This window comes from Levilactobacillus zymae, assembly GCF_032190635.1.
Taxonomy (GTDB): Bacteria; Bacillota; Bacilli; order Lactobacillales; family Lactobacillaceae; genus Levilactobacillus; species Levilactobacillus zymae_A.
Genome location: NZ_JAVLAS010000001.1, coordinates 340,100 through 358,782, shown reverse-complemented (window position 1 = coordinate 358,782; position 18,683 = coordinate 340,100). Strand labels below are relative to the sequence as shown.

General features: G+C 52.3%; 22 protein-coding genes. 10 read left to right on the top strand and 12 right to left on the bottom strand.

Annotated elements, in window-relative coordinates; all coding sequences use genetic code 11:
* Positions 1-305 precede the first annotated feature (305 nt).
* The 4 genes from RI501_RS01565 to RI501_RS01550 form a co-directional block, all read right to left on the bottom strand.
* The gene (locus RI501_RS01565) at positions 306-953 is read right to left on the bottom strand and encodes an arginase family protein (RefSeq protein WP_313823106.1); all 648 of its coding nucleotides are present in this window, start codon (positions 951-953) and stop codon (positions 306-308) included.
* Positions 954-968: 15 nt separating this feature from the next.
* Positions 969-1,172, bottom strand: a complete 204-nt coding sequence (locus RI501_RS01560) for an arginase family protein (protein ID WP_313820034.1) — start codon at positions 1,170-1,172, stop codon at positions 969-971.
* A 169-nt stretch (positions 1,173-1,341) separates the two neighbouring features.
* Positions 1,342-2,616 carry an ISL3 family transposase gene (locus RI501_RS01555; RefSeq protein ID WP_313820033.1) on the bottom strand — a complete coding sequence of 425 codons (1,275 nt, stop codon included), beginning with the start codon at positions 2,614-2,616 and terminating at the stop codon, positions 1,342-1,344.
* Between the two features lie 130 nt (positions 2,617-2,746).
* Positions 2,747-3,670 (bottom strand): IS30 family transposase, encoded by a 924-nt coding sequence (locus RI501_RS01550; protein ID WP_099267109.1) that lies wholly within the window; start codon positions 3,668-3,670, stop codon positions 2,747-2,749.
* 175 nt (positions 3,671-3,845) lie between these two features.
* Between RI501_RS01550 and RI501_RS01545 the strand changes: the two genes are divergently transcribed.
* Together RI501_RS01545 and RI501_RS01540 are read left to right on the top strand one after the other, a co-directional pair.
* Positions 3,846-4,622 carry a MerR family transcriptional regulator gene (locus RI501_RS01545; RefSeq protein WP_313820032.1) on the top strand — a complete coding sequence of 259 codons (777 nt, stop codon included), beginning with the start codon at positions 3,846-3,848 and terminating at the stop codon, positions 4,620-4,622.
* Between the two features lie 226 nt (positions 4,623-4,848).
* Positions 4,849-5,826, top strand: coding sequence for a D-alanyl-D-alanine carboxypeptidase (locus RI501_RS01540; protein ID WP_313820031.1), 978 nt, complete (start codon positions 4,849-4,851; stop codon positions 5,824-5,826).
* A 71-nt stretch (positions 5,827-5,897) separates the two neighbouring features.
* Here the strand turns inward: RI501_RS01540 and RI501_RS01535 are convergent, their stop codons facing one another.
* The 3 genes from RI501_RS01535 to RI501_RS01525 form a co-directional block, all read right to left on the bottom strand.
* The gene (locus RI501_RS01535) at positions 5,898-6,242 is read right to left on the bottom strand and encodes a hypothetical protein (protein WP_313820030.1); all 345 of its coding nucleotides are present in this window, start codon (positions 6,240-6,242) and stop codon (positions 5,898-5,900) included.
* A 9-nt stretch (positions 6,243-6,251) separates the two neighbouring features.
* Complete coding sequence (locus RI501_RS01530; protein ID WP_313820029.1) at positions 6,252-7,721, bottom strand: hypothetical protein; 1,470 nt, start codon at positions 7,719-7,721, stop codon at positions 6,252-6,254.
* A gap of 150 nt (positions 7,722-7,871) precedes the next feature.
* The gene (locus RI501_RS01525; RefSeq protein ID WP_313820028.1) at positions 7,872-8,264 is read right to left on the bottom strand and encodes a DUF2255 family protein; all 393 of its coding nucleotides are present in this window, start codon (positions 8,262-8,264) and stop codon (positions 7,872-7,874) included.
* A 106-nt stretch (positions 8,265-8,370) separates the two neighbouring features.
* Between RI501_RS01525 and RI501_RS01520 the strand changes: the two genes are divergently transcribed.
* Positions 8,371-9,258 (top strand): LysR family transcriptional regulator, encoded by an 888-nt coding sequence (locus tag RI501_RS01520; RefSeq protein WP_313820027.1) that lies wholly within the window; start codon positions 8,371-8,373, stop codon positions 9,256-9,258.
* A gap of 28 nt (positions 9,259-9,286) precedes the next feature.
* On the opposite strand, the gene RI501_RS01515 is transcribed toward RI501_RS01520, so the two are convergent.
* Both RI501_RS01515 and RI501_RS01510 read right to left on the bottom strand, forming a co-directional pair.
* Positions 9,287-10,033 (bottom strand): SDR family oxidoreductase, encoded by a 747-nt coding sequence (locus RI501_RS01515; protein ID WP_313820026.1) that lies wholly within the window; start codon positions 10,031-10,033, stop codon positions 9,287-9,289.
* A 19-nt stretch (positions 10,034-10,052) separates the two neighbouring features.
* The gene (locus RI501_RS01510) at positions 10,053-10,565 is read right to left on the bottom strand and encodes a DapH/DapD/GlmU-related protein (RefSeq protein ID WP_313823104.1); all 513 of its coding nucleotides are present in this window, start codon (positions 10,563-10,565) and stop codon (positions 10,053-10,055) included.
* 359 nt (positions 10,566-10,924) lie between these two features.
* Here RI501_RS01510 and RI501_RS01505 point away from each other — a divergent pair.
* Together RI501_RS01505 and RI501_RS01500 are read left to right on the top strand one after the other, a co-directional pair.
* Positions 10,925-11,700, top strand: a protein-coding gene (locus RI501_RS01505; RefSeq protein WP_096109514.1) for an IS5-like element ISLpl3 family transposase whose coding sequence is annotated in 2 segments (ribosomal slippage) — positions 10,925-11,249 and positions 11,249-11,700 — 777 coding nt in all. Because the reading frame shifts where the segments join, the coding sequence is not laid out codon by codon here.
* Between the two features lie 34 nt (positions 11,701-11,734).
* Positions 11,735-12,901, top strand: a complete 1,167-nt coding sequence (locus tag RI501_RS01500) for a DUF2075 domain-containing protein (RefSeq protein WP_313820025.1) — start codon at positions 11,735-11,737, stop codon at positions 12,899-12,901.
* Positions 12,902-13,213: 312 nt separating this feature from the next.
* Here the strand turns inward: RI501_RS01500 and RI501_RS01495 are convergent, their stop codons facing one another.
* Positions 13,214-13,699, bottom strand: a complete 486-nt coding sequence (locus RI501_RS01495; protein WP_313820024.1) for an RpiB/LacA/LacB family sugar-phosphate isomerase — start codon at positions 13,697-13,699, stop codon at positions 13,214-13,216.
* A 180-nt stretch (positions 13,700-13,879) separates the two neighbouring features.
* Here RI501_RS01495 and RI501_RS01490 point away from each other — a divergent pair, with 180 nt between their 5' ends.
* The 3 genes from RI501_RS01490 to RI501_RS01480 all read left to right on the top strand — a co-directional run bounded on the left by RI501_RS01490 (position 13,880) and on the right by RI501_RS01480 (position 15,212).
* Entirely contained in the window at positions 13,880-14,083 is a 204-nt protein-coding gene (locus RI501_RS01490; protein WP_057730414.1) for a helix-turn-helix transcriptional regulator, read from the top strand.
* Entirely contained in the window at positions 14,080-14,520 is a 441-nt protein-coding gene (locus tag RI501_RS01485; RefSeq protein ID WP_313820023.1) for a hypothetical protein, read from the top strand. Before RI501_RS01490 ends, RI501_RS01485 begins: the two co-directional genes overlap by 4 nt.
* Before the next feature lie 254 nt (positions 14,521-14,774).
* A complete protein-coding gene (locus RI501_RS01480; RefSeq protein WP_313820022.1) occupies positions 14,775-15,212 on the top strand; it encodes a hypothetical protein in 438 nt (145 codons plus the stop codon).
* Between the two features lie 171 nt (positions 15,213-15,383).
* Here RI501_RS01480 and RI501_RS01475 read toward each other — a convergent pair whose 3' ends face one another.
* Together RI501_RS01475 and RI501_RS01470 are read right to left on the bottom strand one after the other, a co-directional pair.
* On the bottom strand, positions 15,384-16,601 hold the full coding sequence (locus RI501_RS01475) for an NADH:flavin oxidoreductase/NADH oxidase family protein (protein WP_313820021.1): 1,218 nt from the start codon (positions 16,599-16,601) through the stop codon (positions 15,384-15,386).
* Between the two features lie 63 nt (positions 16,602-16,664).
* Positions 16,665-16,979, bottom strand: coding sequence for an ArsR/SmtB family transcription factor (locus tag RI501_RS01470; protein ID WP_313820020.1), 315 nt, complete (start codon positions 16,977-16,979; stop codon positions 16,665-16,667).
* A gap of 186 nt (positions 16,980-17,165) precedes the next feature.
* Here RI501_RS01470 and RI501_RS01465 point away from each other — a divergent pair, with 186 nt between their 5' ends.
* Positions 17,166-18,179: an NADP-dependent oxidoreductase gene (locus tag RI501_RS01465; RefSeq protein WP_313823102.1), complete on the top strand. Its 1,014-nt coding sequence runs from the start codon at positions 17,166-17,168 to the stop codon at positions 18,177-18,179.
* A gap of 3 nt (positions 18,180-18,182) precedes the next feature.
* On the top strand, positions 18,183-18,668 hold the full coding sequence (locus RI501_RS01460) for a hypothetical protein (RefSeq protein ID WP_313820019.1): 486 nt from the start codon (positions 18,183-18,185) through the stop codon (positions 18,666-18,668).
* Positions 18,669-18,683 lie beyond the last annotated feature (15 nt).

Here is an 18,683-nt window from a genome sequence, read left to right as displayed (position 1 = left end):
CGTTGGGTCACCTAGAGCAACTGAAAACGCGCCGTCCCGAGCGTCAGAGTCGTGAGGGTTACGCAAGCCAAGATCTTACTTTGATCATCGATTTTCTTTCTTAGGATGGCTATTTTCAACACAATAAATCATCTTGGTTTTACCGTTTCAGCCTGCTTCCGTCTCGTTTTTGGCTGATTTTCTCACACCACGCTCCGTTGTTTCACATGAAACAATTAAAAAAACGAGCCATTCTCCCCATCAACTTTTGGAGAATGGCTCGTTTTGGCTGATACCAATAGTTTATTCCCAGCGGACAACTGACATTAATCGTGAAAAATCCGGGTCTGGGTCATTAAGTCGTTTAGCTCCTGGGCATCCCAGGGTAAATATTCCGCGATGGTCAGTCCAACCAGGTCAATCTGTTGGCTGAGTTGCGCGATGGTGCGCCACACCGCTGATCGCCGAAGGCCCCCTCTCGCCGCATTATCCGGCAACGGACCCAAGTGGGGATTATTGAAGTAGGTCGCATAAAAGTTAGCCGGGTCTGGATCTAAGGCATCGATATCGAAGTGAATAGCCACGTGATCAAACTGGTTTTGCTTAATCCAGGCCAGTAACGGCGCCACCGTTAAATCGGCAGTCGTCTGTAATTGATACCGTAACTTTAATCGCCGTAATTCAGTCCGTTCAGCTAACGTGGGATCCTGTAATCCCGCAAAATAGACCTGTTCAGGCCGGAGTGGCGTTTGCACCAACTTGGCTAAAGTCGGGTCCCCCGCATGTAACAGGTTACCCAAAACCATGGCGTGTTCATGGTCGTACATCGCCGGATCAGAAATATCAGGATGGGCATCCAACCAAATCACACCTAGATTACCCCGGTAACGCCGATTGAGGTAGTCGAACGGCGCCTGGGAGACCAGACAATTCCCCCCAAACGTAATAATCTTATCCGGCGCGGCGACCTGAATTGCTTGCTGAGTGCGTTATACAGTCGCCTGCACGATTGACTGACCCGCTACCCCATTTTCCACTGGTAACTGTCGGGGTGTCGTAGGGACGGTAACGCGAATTTCTTCTTGCTTAACCGTGTGCGGAGCGATTGCCGCTAGAACTTGTGCGCCTAAGCGGTAAGTGGGCTGGTCACCTGCTTGCCAATCTGGAACAATTAACCGAATCGTTTTGGTCATTTGACTCATCCTTTCCTTTTTCACGATTTAGTCTAGACTCTATAGTAAGTAGAGAGTCAAGGAGGGGATTTTCATGTTTACTATCGGCCAAATGGCACAACTCTGCCAGACATCCGTTCAAACGTGGTTCTATGTCAACTGTTGTTGGTAATTCCATTTATAAAATTGTCTAATCCTTTGAGATTAGGCAATTTTTTTTGAGCCCAAATGCCAGATGAATCCTTAATCTAAAGCTTGTGAAACAGCCAAAGCCGTACGCAACTCGCTTTATTACCTTGATTTTGTTATTAATACCCTCCATTGGACCATTTGAGAATTCATATCTCAATGCATTATCAACCGATTCTCGGTTCTCAACCAGTGCGTTCAACGCCTTCGTCATTTCTTCTGAGCCATTGTCTTTTCCGTCTAGAACTGTTTCTAGTCGAGCGATGTCACGGTACCTAACGGCACTCATGACCGTCTGTAACTGGTTATATGCTTCGCGTAATTCTTCGTTGATATCAAGAAGATATTCGACTACGCTATTCTCAGTTTGGCTTCCAGGAATGTTAGTGTAATTAGAGTACTTCTTTAAGTCCAACTTCTCGTTGGGCTTAAAGAACAGTCGCCAGTAACGCTTTAAAGCCTTATATTTCATGTTTGAAGGCGCATAGGATTTCATGATACGAATCCTTACTCGAGTGAATCCCCGCATCACGGAGTTAACGATGTGGAACCGATCGGTTACCACAATCGCATTTGGAAAAATAGATTCAGCTAGTTTGGGATAAGTGTAGTTCATATCTGTCACAATGACTTTGACGCTTTCTCTAGCTTTCTTCGTATAACGTTTAAAGTAATTCTCCAAATCATAGAGTGTCCGCGATTCCAGAATGTCCAAGAATTCACACCGAATACCATCCATAAATACAAAGCTCATGGATCCCTTTGCGTCTTTGGTAGACTTGACCTCATCCATGTTAATTACAGCCGGTAACCAGTCAAAACGCGTTTTGACGTTGCCCTGATAGCTTCTCATGATTCGCAGGACCGTTGTACTTGAGATGCTTAATTCGGTAGCGACATGACGCATCGAAACTGTTTCACTTAATTTTAGAAAACAGGCAAGTTTGCTTGTGTTAGAGATGGTGTGGTTTCGTTGAACTAGTGGTGTTTCCGCAAGAAAGTATTGTAGGCAGTGCTTACACTTGAAGTCCCGCTTTTTAAGATGAAGCTGGACATCCCGTTCGGCAGTTCGAGGCAATTTAACATTGGCCCAGCGCCAGCCATATTTGATAATACTTTTTTGGTTTAAGACACCACATTTGGGGCATGCTTTTGGACGATAGTCCAAAATTGCCTGCACTTTAAGTGGGCCCATCATTTCCAAGGGGTTCATCACTTTTAACTTTTTGATGTTGGGGTCTTTTATCCCCAGGATAATTTTAGTATCATTAGTCATAGGATATAGTCACTTTCTCTTTCTTGAAATGTGGTAGTGGATGGATATAGGTCTGCGACTATATCCCTTTTTTGTACATTTTTTTACATTCTTTGATTATGGCAGATTGCAAGAAATAACTTGAACAAATTTAGTAACGCAGATTACGCAAAAAGATCTCAATAGGTGTTCGCCAATTTAAACATTTGAGTGGTCGGGAATTCAAATACCAGTTAATTTGAATCAATTCATCATCGGTAATCTCATCAATCGGTTGACCTTTGGGAATGAAGCGGCGTAGTACTCGGTTGCGATTTTCATTACTGCCTCGTTCATGTGGCGAATAAGCGTGCGCAAAGTACAGTGGAACACCGGCCTGTTCTTCAATCAAATTGTAGTTGGCGAATTCTTTCCCATGGTCAACAGTAAGGGTCTTGAGATTATCTCCTAACTGGTTAGCCAATTCTAAAATAGCCTTGGTCATTGAAGTACTATCTCGTCCATTAAGCCGTTTAACGATGGTAAGCCGACTCTTACGCTCGACAAACGTAGCTACTGCTTGACCTTTACGTTTTCCAGATAAAACTGTATCAGCTTCGAAGTGACCTGAAGTATTACGATCAGAAATTTCAGCTGGACGATCTTCGATGGAACGTCCATGACTAAAACTACCACGGGTTTCTTTAGATCGTTTGCGACGAATACCATGGTCAGGTAAATCAGTCACATTAATATCCAGTAGTCCCTGATCAATCCAGTTATAGATGGTTTTGTAGGCAATTCTAACTACATGAGCCACTTGTTCAATTGACCATTTTTGGATCTTGATTTTTTCTTCAATCAATCGCTTTAGGTTAGTCGTTAAGATGGTTTTACGACCACGATGACTAAGTTTAACTTCATGGTCAGTTTGAGCCTTAACTGCGTGATACTCACCAGCTAAGCGATGAACCTCATTAAAGATAGTGGTTTTACTAAAGCCTAAATAATCGGCAATATATTGAAGTGAGTGCTTTTCATGATGAAGTGTTTCGATGACAACGCGGTCTTCAAATGATAAAATAGTGGTGCCCATAAAGGTCCTTCTTTCTAGTGGAATGTTGTGGTGACACCATTAAAGACCCTTATGGGTTTTTCTGTCCACTAATATGTTCAACTTAAATTTTACAATCTACCTTATACAAAAATATCCGTTGCCAGTAATCAAATTCATTTGATTACCAACAACAGATATTTTAGAACCTCAAACGTTGCGCCTCTATGATCAAACCGGCCTGCTACCCGCGGCCCATAAGGACCCACAAACGGGCTACCGCTATTACCAAAGTAGTCAGATTTTTCAATTCACCATCATCAAGTATCTGCAGCAATCCGGGCTGACCCTCAACCAGATTCAAACGGCCTTTGCCACTCCCGAGACCACCCTGCCCGCTTTCTGGGAGCAACAGGAAGCCCACGCGCAAGAAGCCGTCCGTGCGGCCCAACGCGGATTACAGATCGTTCACTCCCAGCAACGCCAACTGCAGCGACTGCAAGCCCTGAAACAACACCTCGACCACGGTCCGTACCAGCAGACCGTTAACGAATTGGTAATCACCACCCCACTTACGACACCAGTCACCCCACACGATACGCCGGATGCCAGTGTCGCCACCTTGAATCACCAACTCATCACGGCGGGAGAACTTCCCAATTTAGAATACAGCTTTGCCTTCCCCCGCCGAGCCTACCAAAATCTCAGTGAGATTCACTACACCAGCACGTTTAAAACTCGCCTCTTCACCACACCTCTACCACCACAATTAACGGTGCGCCACCATCGCGGAACCTTTCTGTGCTTGGCCTTTCGCTGGGATACAACCAACTATCTCGCCCATTACCGCGACTTACTGGCCGCAACGAGCCCATATCCCAACGCCCAAGGGCCGGTGTATGAGCGGTCATTTCCGCTCAAATACGGACAAGTCGGCAGTGGCCAAAACTTTTTGACCGAATTGAGTCTACAAATCGGCGGGGAATTTTCTTAATCCAGCAAAATCGCTTATTATTAATCATTAAAATCAATTATTAATAATAAAATAACGTATCAGATTCAATTCAATCCCCGCCTTAAATCTGCGTTTCGGTGCCAAGCTCAATCCAGGCCTGCTTGGCCTGCCCGGCACGGCTCAGGCCGCCGTCCCCAAGCGGATTGGGAACTTCACCCAAGTCCACTACACCGAAGACGGCTACCTCTACAACCACTACGCCACCGTGGCCTACCACGCCAAGCACAAGACCCAAAACGCCTACGTGTGGAACGATACCCACACCAAGAAGCTAGCAAACCTAAAGCAGCACCCTAACTACACCTGGTACCAGCTGGCCACCGGGACCTACAAGGGCAGCAAGAACTGGGTGCGCGTGACCAACTTCCCCGACACCAAGCGTGGCTGGATCCATAAGTCCCAACTCAAAAAGGGGTTCAACCCCACGGGCTACCAGATCCTCCAGAAACGCTACGGGGCTTACGCGGGGCACGCCTTTCACCTGAACTCCCAGACCAAAAACGTCTATCTCTGGGACTGGTCGCACACCAAGAAGCGCGCCAACCTGAAGCACTACACCAACCAGACCTTTGGCCAGCGCCACTCCATCCTGGTCCGCCACAACGGCCACGAGAGTTGGTATTCCTACGTTGACGTGACGATCAAGGGCAAGACCGTTTCCGGCTACGTGCAGACCAAGCAACTGCTTAAGGGCCGCACGCCAAACCACGCGGGTCACAACCTCCTGTTCCCCGACGACTTCGTAGCCACCGCCGACTATCAGCAGTACATCCGCGACAGCAAGTACCAGAAGCTGGCCCGCTCGATCGTTAAGCTGTTCCCGAACACGCCCGTGGACTACGGCTTGTCACGCATCGCGGCATACAACTTCGCAACCAACGACACCTGGATCGAGGACGAACCGGAACCCATCTCAACTCAGGGCTACACCCAGTTCGTGACCTTCAAGCCCATCGTAACCTACCTGATGGCGCACAAGGACCAATCTAACGCCCAGAAGCTCGCCGCCGTGGAGCGTCTCTTGGCCAAGCAGGGCTACACCCCGGCTAAGCGGCAACAGCTTAAGGGCTACAAGCTCGGTATCTACATCATCAACAATTTAAAGGGCGGCCGCGTTGACGAAGCCGGCAACGCCTACAAGGGGAACTGGTACGGCCTAGTCTTGGCCAAACCTACCCGTTAATTGCGACACCAAAGGGAGCGTTCATCCGCCTAATCGCTGGATGAACGCTCCCTTTTAATTTCACTATTCTATTAGTCGTCGAGTGCGTAGCTCGTGTAGAACGTCTTACCGCCTAACTTCAAGAAACCGTAGTAACTCAACGAGGAATCCCCATCGCCTTCGTCGCCTTCGGGGTCAAAGTCCACCGCGTAGGTCTTTTGCGGGTTGACCAGCGCCAAGCGGTACTGGGTCTTCCCGTGAGACTTAACCTTGGTGGTCTTGAAGCCACTCAGCTTCTTGGCCAGGTACAGGTACCGCGTGTGGCCCTTGATGGTGGTCCGCTGAATCTTCACGGACGTCTTGGGTTGGGACCGGTATTCCGTATTGCGACCCGTGACATCATTTTGCCGCACTTCTACGTAACCGTTGGTGGTCAATTGAACGCTCTACTTATCAATCCCACCGGCCATCAACGCCTTGGTGGTGCTCCCTAGGTACAAGTCGCCGGCACTACCGTAACGCGGTAAGTACGCCGGGCGCTTGACACGGGTAAAGGCCGCCGTGTTCTTAGTGACCGTCGGTTCTTGACTGCCCCACAGCCCGCGTTGGTAACCCGGTTTCAACAGGTTAGCGCTCAACCGTGACGCGTCCAATTGCAGAACTTGTCTGGTCTGCTTCTTAGTCCGTTGCGTGGTCAGGATTCCCGCCACGATGGTGCCCTTGGGCAGGGTAATCTTGGAATTTAACGTTCCGGAGACGTACGCGTCAAACGGGGCGCTGACCGTAACCTTCTTGGTGGTCCGGTAGTAGGTTGGCGCCTTCGTGGCCTTGTCCAGACTGGCCAGGGTCTTGGCACTAACCTTCTTGGCCGTCACCGGTAAGGTCGTATCCGTTTCGTAGGTGAAAAACGGTTGGCCACCGATCAGGTAGGTGTCGTAGATCTTATCCTTGACCGTAGTGGTCTTAGCCTGTGGGGCAATCGTCAACTGGTAGCCCGCCTGGCCGTCCACCGTAGTCGGCGTGTCCTTCAAGCCCTTGATGTGCGTCCGGTATGCCACCGTGGTGACACCGTGGCTGGTACTGGACTGCAAGATCTTTTGACTAGCCGGCTTCCCCTGAGGAACCGCCTCACTTTGGGTTTGGGTCGCACCGTTGTCGTAGTATTCGACGTACCCATCACTGGTGGTCCGGAACAGCTGCTTTTGAGTGCCGGCGTTCGGCGTCCCCGCGAACAGGTTCGAGGCGTGGGTGTCCGCAAAGTCGTTGTGCTTGACCGTGTTGTAGGCCGGTTGGGCAACCGGGGTCACCTTAACGGCGTTCAAATCAACGGCTTTCAGGCGTTTGGTCCCCGTCAGGCCTAATTTTTGGCGGAGTTGGTAGCTCAGCGCATCGCCGTTAATGGTCAAGCTCTCGTGGCCGTCATACGCGCTATAGGCGATCTGCACCACCGTACCCTTGGGTAAGGTCACCGAGCCGCTGGGCGATACGCCAACCTTAGTGGCCGCGTCCAACCGGTAGTACCCGAAGTACGCCGCGTCCGTCTGGTAACCCTTAGAATAGCCCTTAACCATCGACTTGGCGTACACGTAGCCGTCATCGCTGTTGTATTCATCCCCGATATGTAGGTAGGTCGCCGACTTGCCGTTGTGCGTCATGGTCACCTTCTGGTCGGCCATCCAGCTCATAGTCTGGTTAGCGTCGTCCATCTGGTTTAAAATCCGCAGGCGTTTGGTGTGGGTCTTATCCCAGGTAAACAACGTCTTCTTGTCGTTCTTGACGTGGTAGGCCGTCCGTCTGATGGACTGGACCTTGGTGATCGTGTAACCGGCCTTGGCTTGCGCCGGGGTGGTCGCGAGTAACACGCCACCACCGATGACCGCCAAAACGGCCGTGAGTTGTCCCCAATGTTTCATCATATAATCTCCTCCTAGAATCATTTCCTCCCTGTAAGGATAACATAAGAATTTAGTCACCGATTCACCGTTCTGCGCGACCAAAAACCGGCGACCACCGCGAAATCGCGTGGTTCTCCGGTTTAAGTTCCTGATTAATTTTGCGTTACAGTTTTAGCTGCGCGGGCTCACCCGCAACGTTGACGCCCGGGGCCCCGCTTGGAGCATCCCCGTCAGGTAAGAACTATCGCCATACTTCTGGCGGTACGCGGCGTCTACTTGTTGGTTCACCGCCGCGTCTTCAAGCGGTGCGAACGTCACGTTGTAGTTCTTCCCCGCCAATAAAATGCGCCCGGCGCCTTGTTGGACCGCCGAACGGTGCCAACGCGACCCTAGCCCGTTCCACGCGCGGATAAATAATTGGCCGTCGACTACCACGGACCAGATCCAAGTCGGGGTCCCGTAAGTGTGGCCATCGCTATAGAACGGCGAGACCCGAAAGTTGTCCGCGGTAGCGAACCGGGTTAGCTCCGCAGTGGGCCAGGTTGGTGTTGTGTTTGCTGTCAAATGATCGAATCCTTTCTAGTGTTAAGCGGTCGTCAGTTGACGGTGGCGTGCGGGCCACCGTATATTAAAGATATAATTAACCATTTTTGTGTTAAGGAGTGATTTTATGGAACTACGCGTTCTGCGCTATTTTCAAGCGGTCGTGGCCGACCTGAACATCAGTCGGGCCGCCGAACGGCTCCACGTTTCGCAGCCGACCATTTCCCGGCAACTCAAGGATCTGGAAACCGAACTGGGGGTGACCTTGTTCGACCGGCACGGCCGGCACCTCCAACTCACCGCTAGCGGCGAGTACTTCGCCCACCAGGTCACCCAAATTCTGGCCCTGACCGACAAGACCCTCAGCAATATCCACACCACCCAAACCGTGCGTGGCACCGTCGTAATCGGCTGTGCCGAATCGCGGAGCTTTCTGAACGTGGCGCAGACCATCCGGACCCTTCAGCGGCAACATCCCCAGATCCAGGTCTCCCTGGTCAGCACCAACGCCGACGAGATTCGCGCCCATTTAAAGACGGGGACCTTTGACTTCGGGGTGGTCATGGACCCCACCGATAAAAGCGAGTTTGATTTCCTGAAGTTACCGGGCGAAAGCCGTTGGGGGCTCTTGGTTCCCCGTTCCTCGGCATTGGCGACCCGCGACCACTTGACGCTGACCGACCTGGAAAACCAAAACCTCATTCTCTCTCAGCAACGGGGGATTAGAGAACAGCTCCGAGACTGGTACGGCGAGAGCACGCCCAAGTTCAACGTGGTCGCCACCTATAATCTACTCTATAACGCGTCCTTACTGGTTTCGGCGGGCGTGGGGTACGCGCTATGCATCGACGGCATCATCAACACCAACCAATCCGACCTGGTGTTCATCCCGTTAACGCCGCGCTTGACCACCGGCACCAGTCTGGTCTGGCACACGGACCAGCATTTTTCCCCGGCCGCCGCGGCCTTTTTGAAACAGCTAGTGGCCGATAACCAGCAACCGCTCACCAGTTAATGCGCAACGTGTACGCACCGGCGCTGGGTTAAACTTCCTGTTCCGCCGGCCGGACCAAGACCTCACTGATGGCCACATGCTTGGGTTGGTCGATGGCGAACAACACGGCGTTGGCAATGTCTTCGGGATCTAGCGCCAGGCCGCTGGCTTCTTCACTGTTCATCAATTGGCTAATGCCCGCTTCGATGGCGGCATTCCCAATCGTTTTGACCAGTTCCGTCCGCACGGCCCCGGGAGACACGATGGTCGAACGAATCCCGTGGCCCTTTTCTTCCTGGCGTAAGCCTTCCATGATCGCCCGCACCGCGTACTTGGTGCCGTTGTAAACGGCCGAGGCGGGATAGACCACGTGACCGGCCACGGAATCAGTACTAATGATCTGACCGTCGTGTTGGGCCTGCATCACTGGCAGCACTTCACCGATACCGTTCAGCACGCCCATCACGTTGACGTCTAACATCAGCTGCCATTTGTCGTATTCGCGGTCACTGAGGTTGCCTTGGGGCATGGTGCCGGCGTTATTGTACAAAACGTCGACCCGACCAAATTCACTCACGGCCAGCTGAATCAGGTCGTGCACGGATTGCCGATCGGTCACGTCTGTTACGTGGTACCGTGCGTTCTCCCCGATGGTCTGGGCCAAGGCGGCTAACCGGTCTTCGCGCCGGGCCCCTAAGACGACCTTGGCGCCCTTGGCTGCTAACAGCTTGGCCGTCGCCGCCCCAATCCCACTGGAAGATCCGGTAATCACAACTACTTTATTTTCGATACTCATGTAAAACCCCTCCTTTAAGTTAAATAATCTTGATGACTTTAGCGGGCACACCCGCCACTACGGCATTGGCCGGCACGTCCTGGGTCACGACCGCACCGGCCGCGACCACCGCGTCTGACCCCACCGTGACGCCCGGCAAGATAATCGCCTTGGCGCCAATCCAGGCATTGCGTTCAACCGTAATCGGAGCCACCGTCAAAGCCCGACGGTGGGCCGGATTCAACTGATGGTTGACCGTGATCAACGCGGCACCCAGACCAATCAACACGTCGTCGGCCAAGGTGATGCCGCCTAAATCGGTAAACTGCACCTGGTCATTAATCATGACGCGTTTGCCAATGGTCAAGTTCCGCCCGTAATCCGTGTAGAATGGTAAGCGAATCTCGACGGAAGGGTCTAGCGGTTGCCCCGTCAGCTCCCCCACCACCGCGCGAATCTCAGCCGGTTGGTGCTGGCCCGTATTTAATTTCTGTACTAATAACTGGTTGCGATCGATGGCCGCTTGCTGAGCGGCAATCTCCGCCACACTCATGTTCTGTGCTGGCACGTTGTCAGCCCCCCTTTGTTTAACGATGAGTCCTAGTATAGGGGCGCCAACGGCATATGTAAAAGTCCTATATTGAATGATGATATATAGCAAATACGCATAGTTAGCCAGACCACGGTGATGTTTCATGTGAAACAAAAGCGCGGCGTTCCCAGGGGAGGAACGCCGCGCTTTCGTCATTTAACCATTGGCAGCGGTCAAGGCCCGACCAAACTGCTATAATAGGCAAGTGCTGGCGGCCGACCACTCGCTAGGCGGCCGTCAATTAAGAGAAATCGACTAGGGACTGTCTGAAAACTAAAAATTCAGGTATAATCTGAGGAAAAACGAATCGAGGCATTCCGATGACAACACCTAAACGATACGAACTGGAAGATGCTCAGTGGGACCGAATCAAAGGATACTTCCCGCCATACCGGACTGGCCGTCCATCAAGCCTAGACAACCGTACCGCCCTCAACGCTATCCTCTGGCTCATGCGCAGCGGGGCTCCTTGGCGTGATCTACCTGAACGCTATGGCTCTTGGAAAACGGTGTATAGTCGCTTCCGAGCCTGGGTAAGTTCAGGCTTGTTCGAACAGGTTTTTCTCGAATTGATTGACAATCCCGACATGGAAAACTTGAGCTTAGATTCAACGATCGTTCGAGCGCATCAAAAGGCCACTGGGGCAAAAAAAACGCCGAATGTATGGTCGAAAATCAAGCTATTGGACTAAGTCGAGGTGGCCGAACGACCAAGATTCACGCACTCGTTGACGGATTAGGGAATCCCTTGGGTTTTCGCCTAACAGGTGGTCAAGTACATGATAGCCAAGTTGCCAGTGAGTTGCTGGAAGGCTTCGATATTTCTCAATCAAATATTATCGCGGATAAAGCCTATGGCACCGCGAAACTTCGCCAGTATATTAAAGATAAAGCAGCCGTCTATACCATTCCGCCAAAGGAAAATACCAAAGACAAGTGGACCTGTGATTACCACGTTTATTGTGAGCGCCATTTGATTGAGAACTTCTTCAATCAGTTGAAGAACTTTCGTAGGATTGCAACGCGTTATGATAAGCTCGCTCATGTTTATCTGGCTACGGTTTACATTGCCTCAATTTGCATCTTACTTAAGTAGTTTTCAGACGGACCCTAGATTAGGAGTAACTATTTTGAATAAGATCTTACAGGAACAATTCTTCGTCAAGGACCTCTCCGACGATCAAAAACACGTCATCACCGACCTCAACGCCTACATTAAACAGGGGCTAACCGGCAAGCAATCGTCCGTCGCCATCATCGAAGGCGCCGCGGGAACCGGAAAATCCGTGGTCTTGATGGAACTGGTCCGTCAATACATGACCGACCCGCACTATCGCACCTCGCTGGTGGTCAACCACCCCGAACTATACAAGGCCTACCGGGACCTGGCCGCCTCGATTCCTAACATGCACGCCAAGGATATCCGCCGGCCCACGTCGTTGATCAACTTCGCCCAGAAGAATCACCAGAAATACGACATCATTTTTGTCGACGAAGCCCATCTGCTGTACTCCAAGTCCGAACCCTACGCGCACTACCGCGGCCAAAACCAACTTACCGATTTAATGGCCCTGGCCAAGGTGGTCGTGGTGGTCTACGACTTCGAACAGGTCTTCCAGTCCAAGATGTACTGGGATCAGGATCTCCTCTACAAGACCATCGGCGACCACCCGCACCGCCTCTTTAGCATGAACTTCCAGTACCGGATGGTGGCCAACGACGACCAGGTGGCCTGGATGGACGACCTGACCGCCGAAAAGCCGCTGCGGCCCTTCCCGGACGACAGCGACTTTGAATTTAAACTCTTCGATACCGCCGGTGGGATGTTTGACGCCATCAAAAAACGCAACAAGGAAGTCGGTATGAGCCGGATGGTCGCCACGTCCGGTTTCCCCCGGATCGACGGGCGCCACAACGTCGAGATGGATAGTTTCAACCTGCCGTGGGACGAATGGGACCCGCAACGGACCCACTGGGCCAAGCGGGAAGGGTCCATCACTCAAGTGGGGACCATCTACACGCTACAGGGCTTTGACCTGAACTACGTGGGGATGATCATCGGCCCGTCGTTTGGCTACGACCCGCAGACCGACACTATGACCGTGATTCCCGAAAAATACTCTCACAAGGAAATCTTCAAGAAACGCAAGGACATCCACTTCTCGCGTGACGAATACAAAACGTTTATCGCTAACGTCTTAAACGTCTTAATGAAGCGCGGTAAGTACGGCCTGTACCTGACGGCCTACGACGATGCCTTGCGCCACCGGTTGTTGGAACTGGGAACGACTAAATAATATTGATCTCCACGCTTCCAGGACAGTCAAAAACGGGCTGGAACGGGGTGGGCACGGCTTCAAGCCCGTAGCCCAGGTCTTGAAGGCCGACCTTTGTCTAGGCCAGTAAAAAACACTGACCAAGGCAAACGACACCCCTGAGCCCATTTCTGACTGTCCCTCCAGCTCACACTCGTGATAACAGCAACTTGGAATGCATTCTGCTTAATTAAACGGCAATAGGTCGTTGTTTTGTTCAACCATCGAATTTTAAAACAGGTTCCAATAAAAAGCTGAAACGTTAAGCCCAACTAGGCCTAGCGTTTCAGCTTTTCAATTAGTCGAATTTTTTTGTTGTTCGGCCACGATTTGCCGTTCCGTGGCCTGGGCGTGCTTAAAATTCACATCCAGGCTGGGATCTTCCGCCGCGCCCTGGTTGAACGGCGTGGTCATGAACAGATCGACCATTTCGTTCGCTAGGTCGGGGGTCACCAGGCGACTACCTAGCGCGAGGACGTTGGCGTTATTGAGTTCCCGAGCTAGCCGGGCCGACTTTGTACTTTCGCACAACGCACAGTAAACGCCCGCGTACTTGTTCGCCACGATGCTCTCCCCCATCCCGGTACTCCCGAAGATGAAGCCCCGTTTAAATTCACCACTCACCACGCCCCGGCCGACCTCGTAACCGGCCCGAAAATAATCGAATTCATTATCCGGCGTGACGTCCTGGACGATGATGCCTTGCGCTAAGAGGTGGCGGCGCACCTGGTCCTTTAACTCAGCCCCCAAGCGATCGGCCCCCACAATAACTTTGAGCATGTCTGCGTCTCCTTCTTAGTAAAACGTTTTATGTAAACCCTATCTTCAAATATAACTTAACGCTCCGCTCAACACAAGGCATCATCATCATTAATTTTGTAAGCGGATTTTCTTGCACCAAAATGTCAAATATGTTTTACTTAAATTGTAAAAGATGTTTGACATAAGGACGTGAGTAGGATGCAAAATACCATTGCGAGTCGGCGCAAGCAACGTAAGCTATCGCAGGCGGACCTCGCGGCGTTAACGGCCGTGACGCGCCAAACCATCAACGCAATCGAAAACGACAAGTATGATCCATCGTTATCGTTAGCCTTCAAGTTAGCGGCGGTGCTGGAGACCACGGTGGATGAGCTGTTCAATCAAGGGGAGGATCATCAATGAGTCGAGCAAAACGCATCGTGCGCGTGACATTCTGGAGTAATACCTTTTTTCTGATCGTGATTGCCGCACTAATGATCACTACTTTCGGCGGCCTGTTTCAGAGCCACTCCCTAATCTTGGGGTTAGATTTAGTGTTAGTAATCGGGATCTTCATCATGCTTTGGGTGCTGCAACGGCGCCTGGACGTTAAATCCTATAAGGGGCTGTACTGGGTCAGCGACGAACGGGAACGGGCAATCGCCCTCAAGGTTCATTCGGCCATTATGATGGGCAACACCTACTTTCTCTACGGGCTGTTAGTGGTCATCTTCCTGCTAATGAACTTCGGCCTGGCCACACAACGATTTGGACAGGTCCTGCTGGGATTGGTCTGGCTGTATCTGCTCTTCACCAACGGGCAATACCTCTGGCTGTGGAACCACTACGACCAGGACTAACCCCCGTCCCGTTAAAAAGTTAGGATTCTTGGTTAGAATCGGTTGCAGGTATGGTATACTCTTAGATGCGGAACTTCTTCATTCCAAGGATTCACCGAGGAGTTCCCAACGTATCTAGCCGCAATGTTGCCACATTGCGGTTTTTTTGTGCGCTGATTTTCCTCCGGTCTTTGGTTTAGGGTCAGCTAACTGGTGAATGGTCTTGATTAATTTTCCAAATAGCCCAATACTAAACCACAGAAGGAGTGGATTTTGTGATCAATCTAAAAAGAACCATTTTTGTAGCAACCCTTGCCTTAAGCTTTCCACTGGCCGCTTCTTTGACGACCACCGCAACCGCCCACGCCGCAACCTGGCATTCAGGTACCCCCAAGGTCCTGCGTGGCCATTGGCGTGGTAAGAAACAGACCATCAAGCAGTATAAGTATACGGGATACGCCAGCCTGAACATCAAGGCTAAGTCCCTGGTCAACACCCCGGGATTGCCCCCTAAAGATCCCAATTTCTCGGCTAAACTGCACTACAAAAAGACCGGTAAAACAACCTACACGATTACCGGTCGCGAATACAATAACGCCCCGCAAAAGGGCTTTAAAATCACCTTTAAGTTCAAAGTTTACAATCATCACAAGATTGCCTTTAAGCAGGTCCAAGGACGCACCGACGGTAACGGAATTTTTTACAAACGCTAAACGATCAATATACCTATTAAAAGAAGCATTGGCCCAATCGCCAATGCTTCTTTGTCGTTTTACGCTTAAAAATCACCCTAAAACAAGTAGTCCGTATTCCGTTCTGCACCGGTGCCGCGCCGTCCTCGCATCCGCAACTTAGGAAGTCCGCCGTGAATTAGACGCCCAACCTTACGCCCGCCGCGGGGTCAAAAACGACGGGCCCTGCGTACGTAACGCGTACCCCAGCGGTACCCACGCGTTCTTGGTGCGGCGGACGGGTTTGCCCTGCGCCAAGCGGGCCATCTGCATCTCGTAATAGCTGACCCCCACGTACGAGCCAACTCGGCGGTCTAACGCGCGAATCCCGGTACTCAACCGGGTAATATCGATGGCGTCGAACTGCCCCGTAGCCGCGCGGTGCGGCAGGTCCGGCATCAGCGCAATCGCCCGGGCCAACCCCACCAAATCCGTTTTGCCGTTCGCCACGGCCTGGGTCATCCCGTCCAGACTACGAAAGCCACCGGTCAATAAGATGGGGGCGGTTAACCCCTGCTTAGCCTTGGCCGCGTAGTCGATAAAGAGGGCCCCGCCACGATTACTGCCCTGAACCATGGTATTTTCGTAATTACCACCCGACACTTCGATCAGGTCCACCCCCAGATCCGCCATCCGGTGAATCACCTGCAGGGAGTCGGCCTCGCTGAAGCCCCCGTCCCGAAAGTCCGACGAATTGATTTTCAGCCCGATGGGAAATTTAGGGCCGACCTTGGCGCGAATGGCGTGATAGATTTCCTCGATAATCCGCATCCGGTTAGTCAGCGAACCGCCGTACTGATCCGTGCGGACGTTGGCGCTGGGCGACAAAAACTGGCTAAGCAGGTAGCCGTGGGCGGCGTGAATCTCCACCCCACCAAACCCGGCGGCTTGCACCACCAGCGCAGCCGTCGCAAACCGGTGTACGATGTCGTGAATCTCCCGGACGGTCAGAGCCCGGGGCGGGTTAAAGGCAAAGGCGTTATCGCCCGTCAACGGGACGGCGCTAGGCGCCACCGGATGCGAACTGAGATGTTTGGGGGACTGGCGGCCCGGATGGTTAAGCTGGACCCAGGTCTGGGCACCATTCCGGCTTCCCGCCGCGGCCCAGCGTTTTAGTTGGGGCAAATCCCGGTAACCCTCGATCACGATGTTGCCCTTCTCGCCCAAAGCCGTGGGGTCCACCATCACGTTACCCGTGATCAGGAGGCCGGTACCGCCCGCGGCCCAGCGCTGATACAGATGGCTAATGGCGGCGGTGGGCCGGAATTGTGCGTCGCCTAAAAGTTCACTCATGGCCGGCTTGACGAACCGGTTCTTTAAGACCGTTCCGTTGGGGAGTTCTAGGGGTTCAAATAAAAGATTAGTGGTCATTTCAAAGTCCTCTTTCTTATAGGTTTAAACTTACGAACATCAAAATCAAAAAATAAAACCGGCTTAGTCGGTTTCATCTTGTAGGTCGGCTTCTAGCGAGGCGGTCAAGCGCTTCAACAGGTTGAGGGCGTCCCCCATGTTGGCGCGGTAGTACCGTTCGATCCCGGTCTTGTTCACCGCGAGGATACCCGCGTCCAACATCAACTTCAAGTGATGGGACACGGCCGGCCGGGATAACGCGAGACGGTCCGTGATTTGGTTGACCGTCATTTCACCGTTCTTGCATAACATGACTAAAATCTGTTGCCGGTTCTCGTCTTGCAACATCGCAAAGATCGGGGCGCCAGCCTTAAAAATATCCAGGGTTTGTTCAGCCATTACAGTCAGTCCTTTCTATCAAATCTAGGTTCGTACTTTTAAACCATTAAACACCGAGTAACCAAATTTGTCAAACAATCTTAGTTGACATTCTTAAACCAATGAACTAAACTCATTTTCGTAAGTTCACGAGTTTAAACCAACAAAACAAACTACAAAAGGAGTTTTCTCATGTCAACCACTACCATGCAAGCCGCCGTCATCGACGCCTACCGGCAACCCCACCCCACGCTAAAACAAGTTCCCCGTCCCCAGATCCGTCCTAACGACGTGTTGGTGCGGATCGTCGCGGCCAGTATCAACCCCATCGACCTCAAGACCAAGGACGGCGGGTTAAAAATGCTTCTTAAATACGATCTGCCGCTCATTATGGGCAGCGACTTTGCCGGCACCATCACCGCCGTGGGGAGCGCCGTCCACGATTTTGCGGTAGGTGACGCGGTGTTCGGTCGCGTCCAGAAAGACCGCATCGGGACCTTCGCGGAATACCTCGCCGTCGACCAGGGCGATATTGCGCGTAAGCTCCGCAACCTCAGCTTCGAGGAAGCCGCGGCCCTGCCACTGGTAGGTCTCACCAGCTACCAAGCCCTCCACGACATCATGGCGTTGCAACCCGGCCAAAAGGTCCTGATTCAGGGCGGCTCCGGGGGCATCGGCACCATCGCCATCCAGCTAGCCAAGCACCTGGGTGCCTACGTGGCCACCACCACTTCACCGGCAAACTTCGACTTGGTCAAGTCGCTGGGGGCGGACCTCATCATCGACTACCACACCACCAACTTCGCCGACGTGTTGACGGACTACGACGCGGTCTTCGATACTCGTGGTGGGCAGACCCTCGCCGACGCCTTTCAGATTATCAAGCCCGGCGGTCAGGTGGTCAGCATCGCCGGCCTGCCCAACGCCCGTTTCGGCAAGGCTTACGGCGTGGCTTGGTGGAAACGACTAGCCTTTGGCTGGGTGACCCGACAACTGACCCGTTTAGAAAAACAACACCACGCCACCTACACCTTCCTCTTCATGCAACCCAGCGGCGCACAGTTGACGCAGCTCGCGCAGCTGGTCGAAGCCGGCAGCGTGACGCCCGTGATCGACCGGGTGGTGCCGTTTAGCCTGATCAACCAGGCGTTGGACTACTCCCACGCTGGCCAGGCCGTGGGCAAGATCATCCTGAAAATTGCTGAAAGCGAGGCGGACTAACCCATGCTTATCCTAGTTAGTATCCTGGTCGTCAACCTCCTCGCGGTGAGTTTAGCCCGCCGGTTGACCGACCGACACCCATCACATGGCGCCGTCACTCTCGAAATGCTCCTGACCGCCACGCTTAGTTACGGCGTGGCCCTGCTCCTATGGTGCTGGTTACACCCCATCAGCTGGGGACTGACGTTATTGGTATGGGCCCTCATGTTTGTCAGTGGCGTGGTCGGTATTCGCGTCCTGGGCCAACGTCTCACCAAGCTCCGGCAACGCATGACCGCTGCCCAGGACTTCCGGCGCTTTATCCAAACACTCGCCTATCACGCCGCGACCTTCTGGCAACTGGCCTTGATCATCGGCTTAGCCACCAGCTTAGCGGCGCAGCGCATTCCGGCACTTCCCATATTGATTGGATTTGGTCTGGTTCTCACGGTCGCCATTCTCCTAGAAAACGCCGTTCGCTTCGCCGCCCTCACCGATGAATCCCTTTAGAAAGCAGGTTTTCTG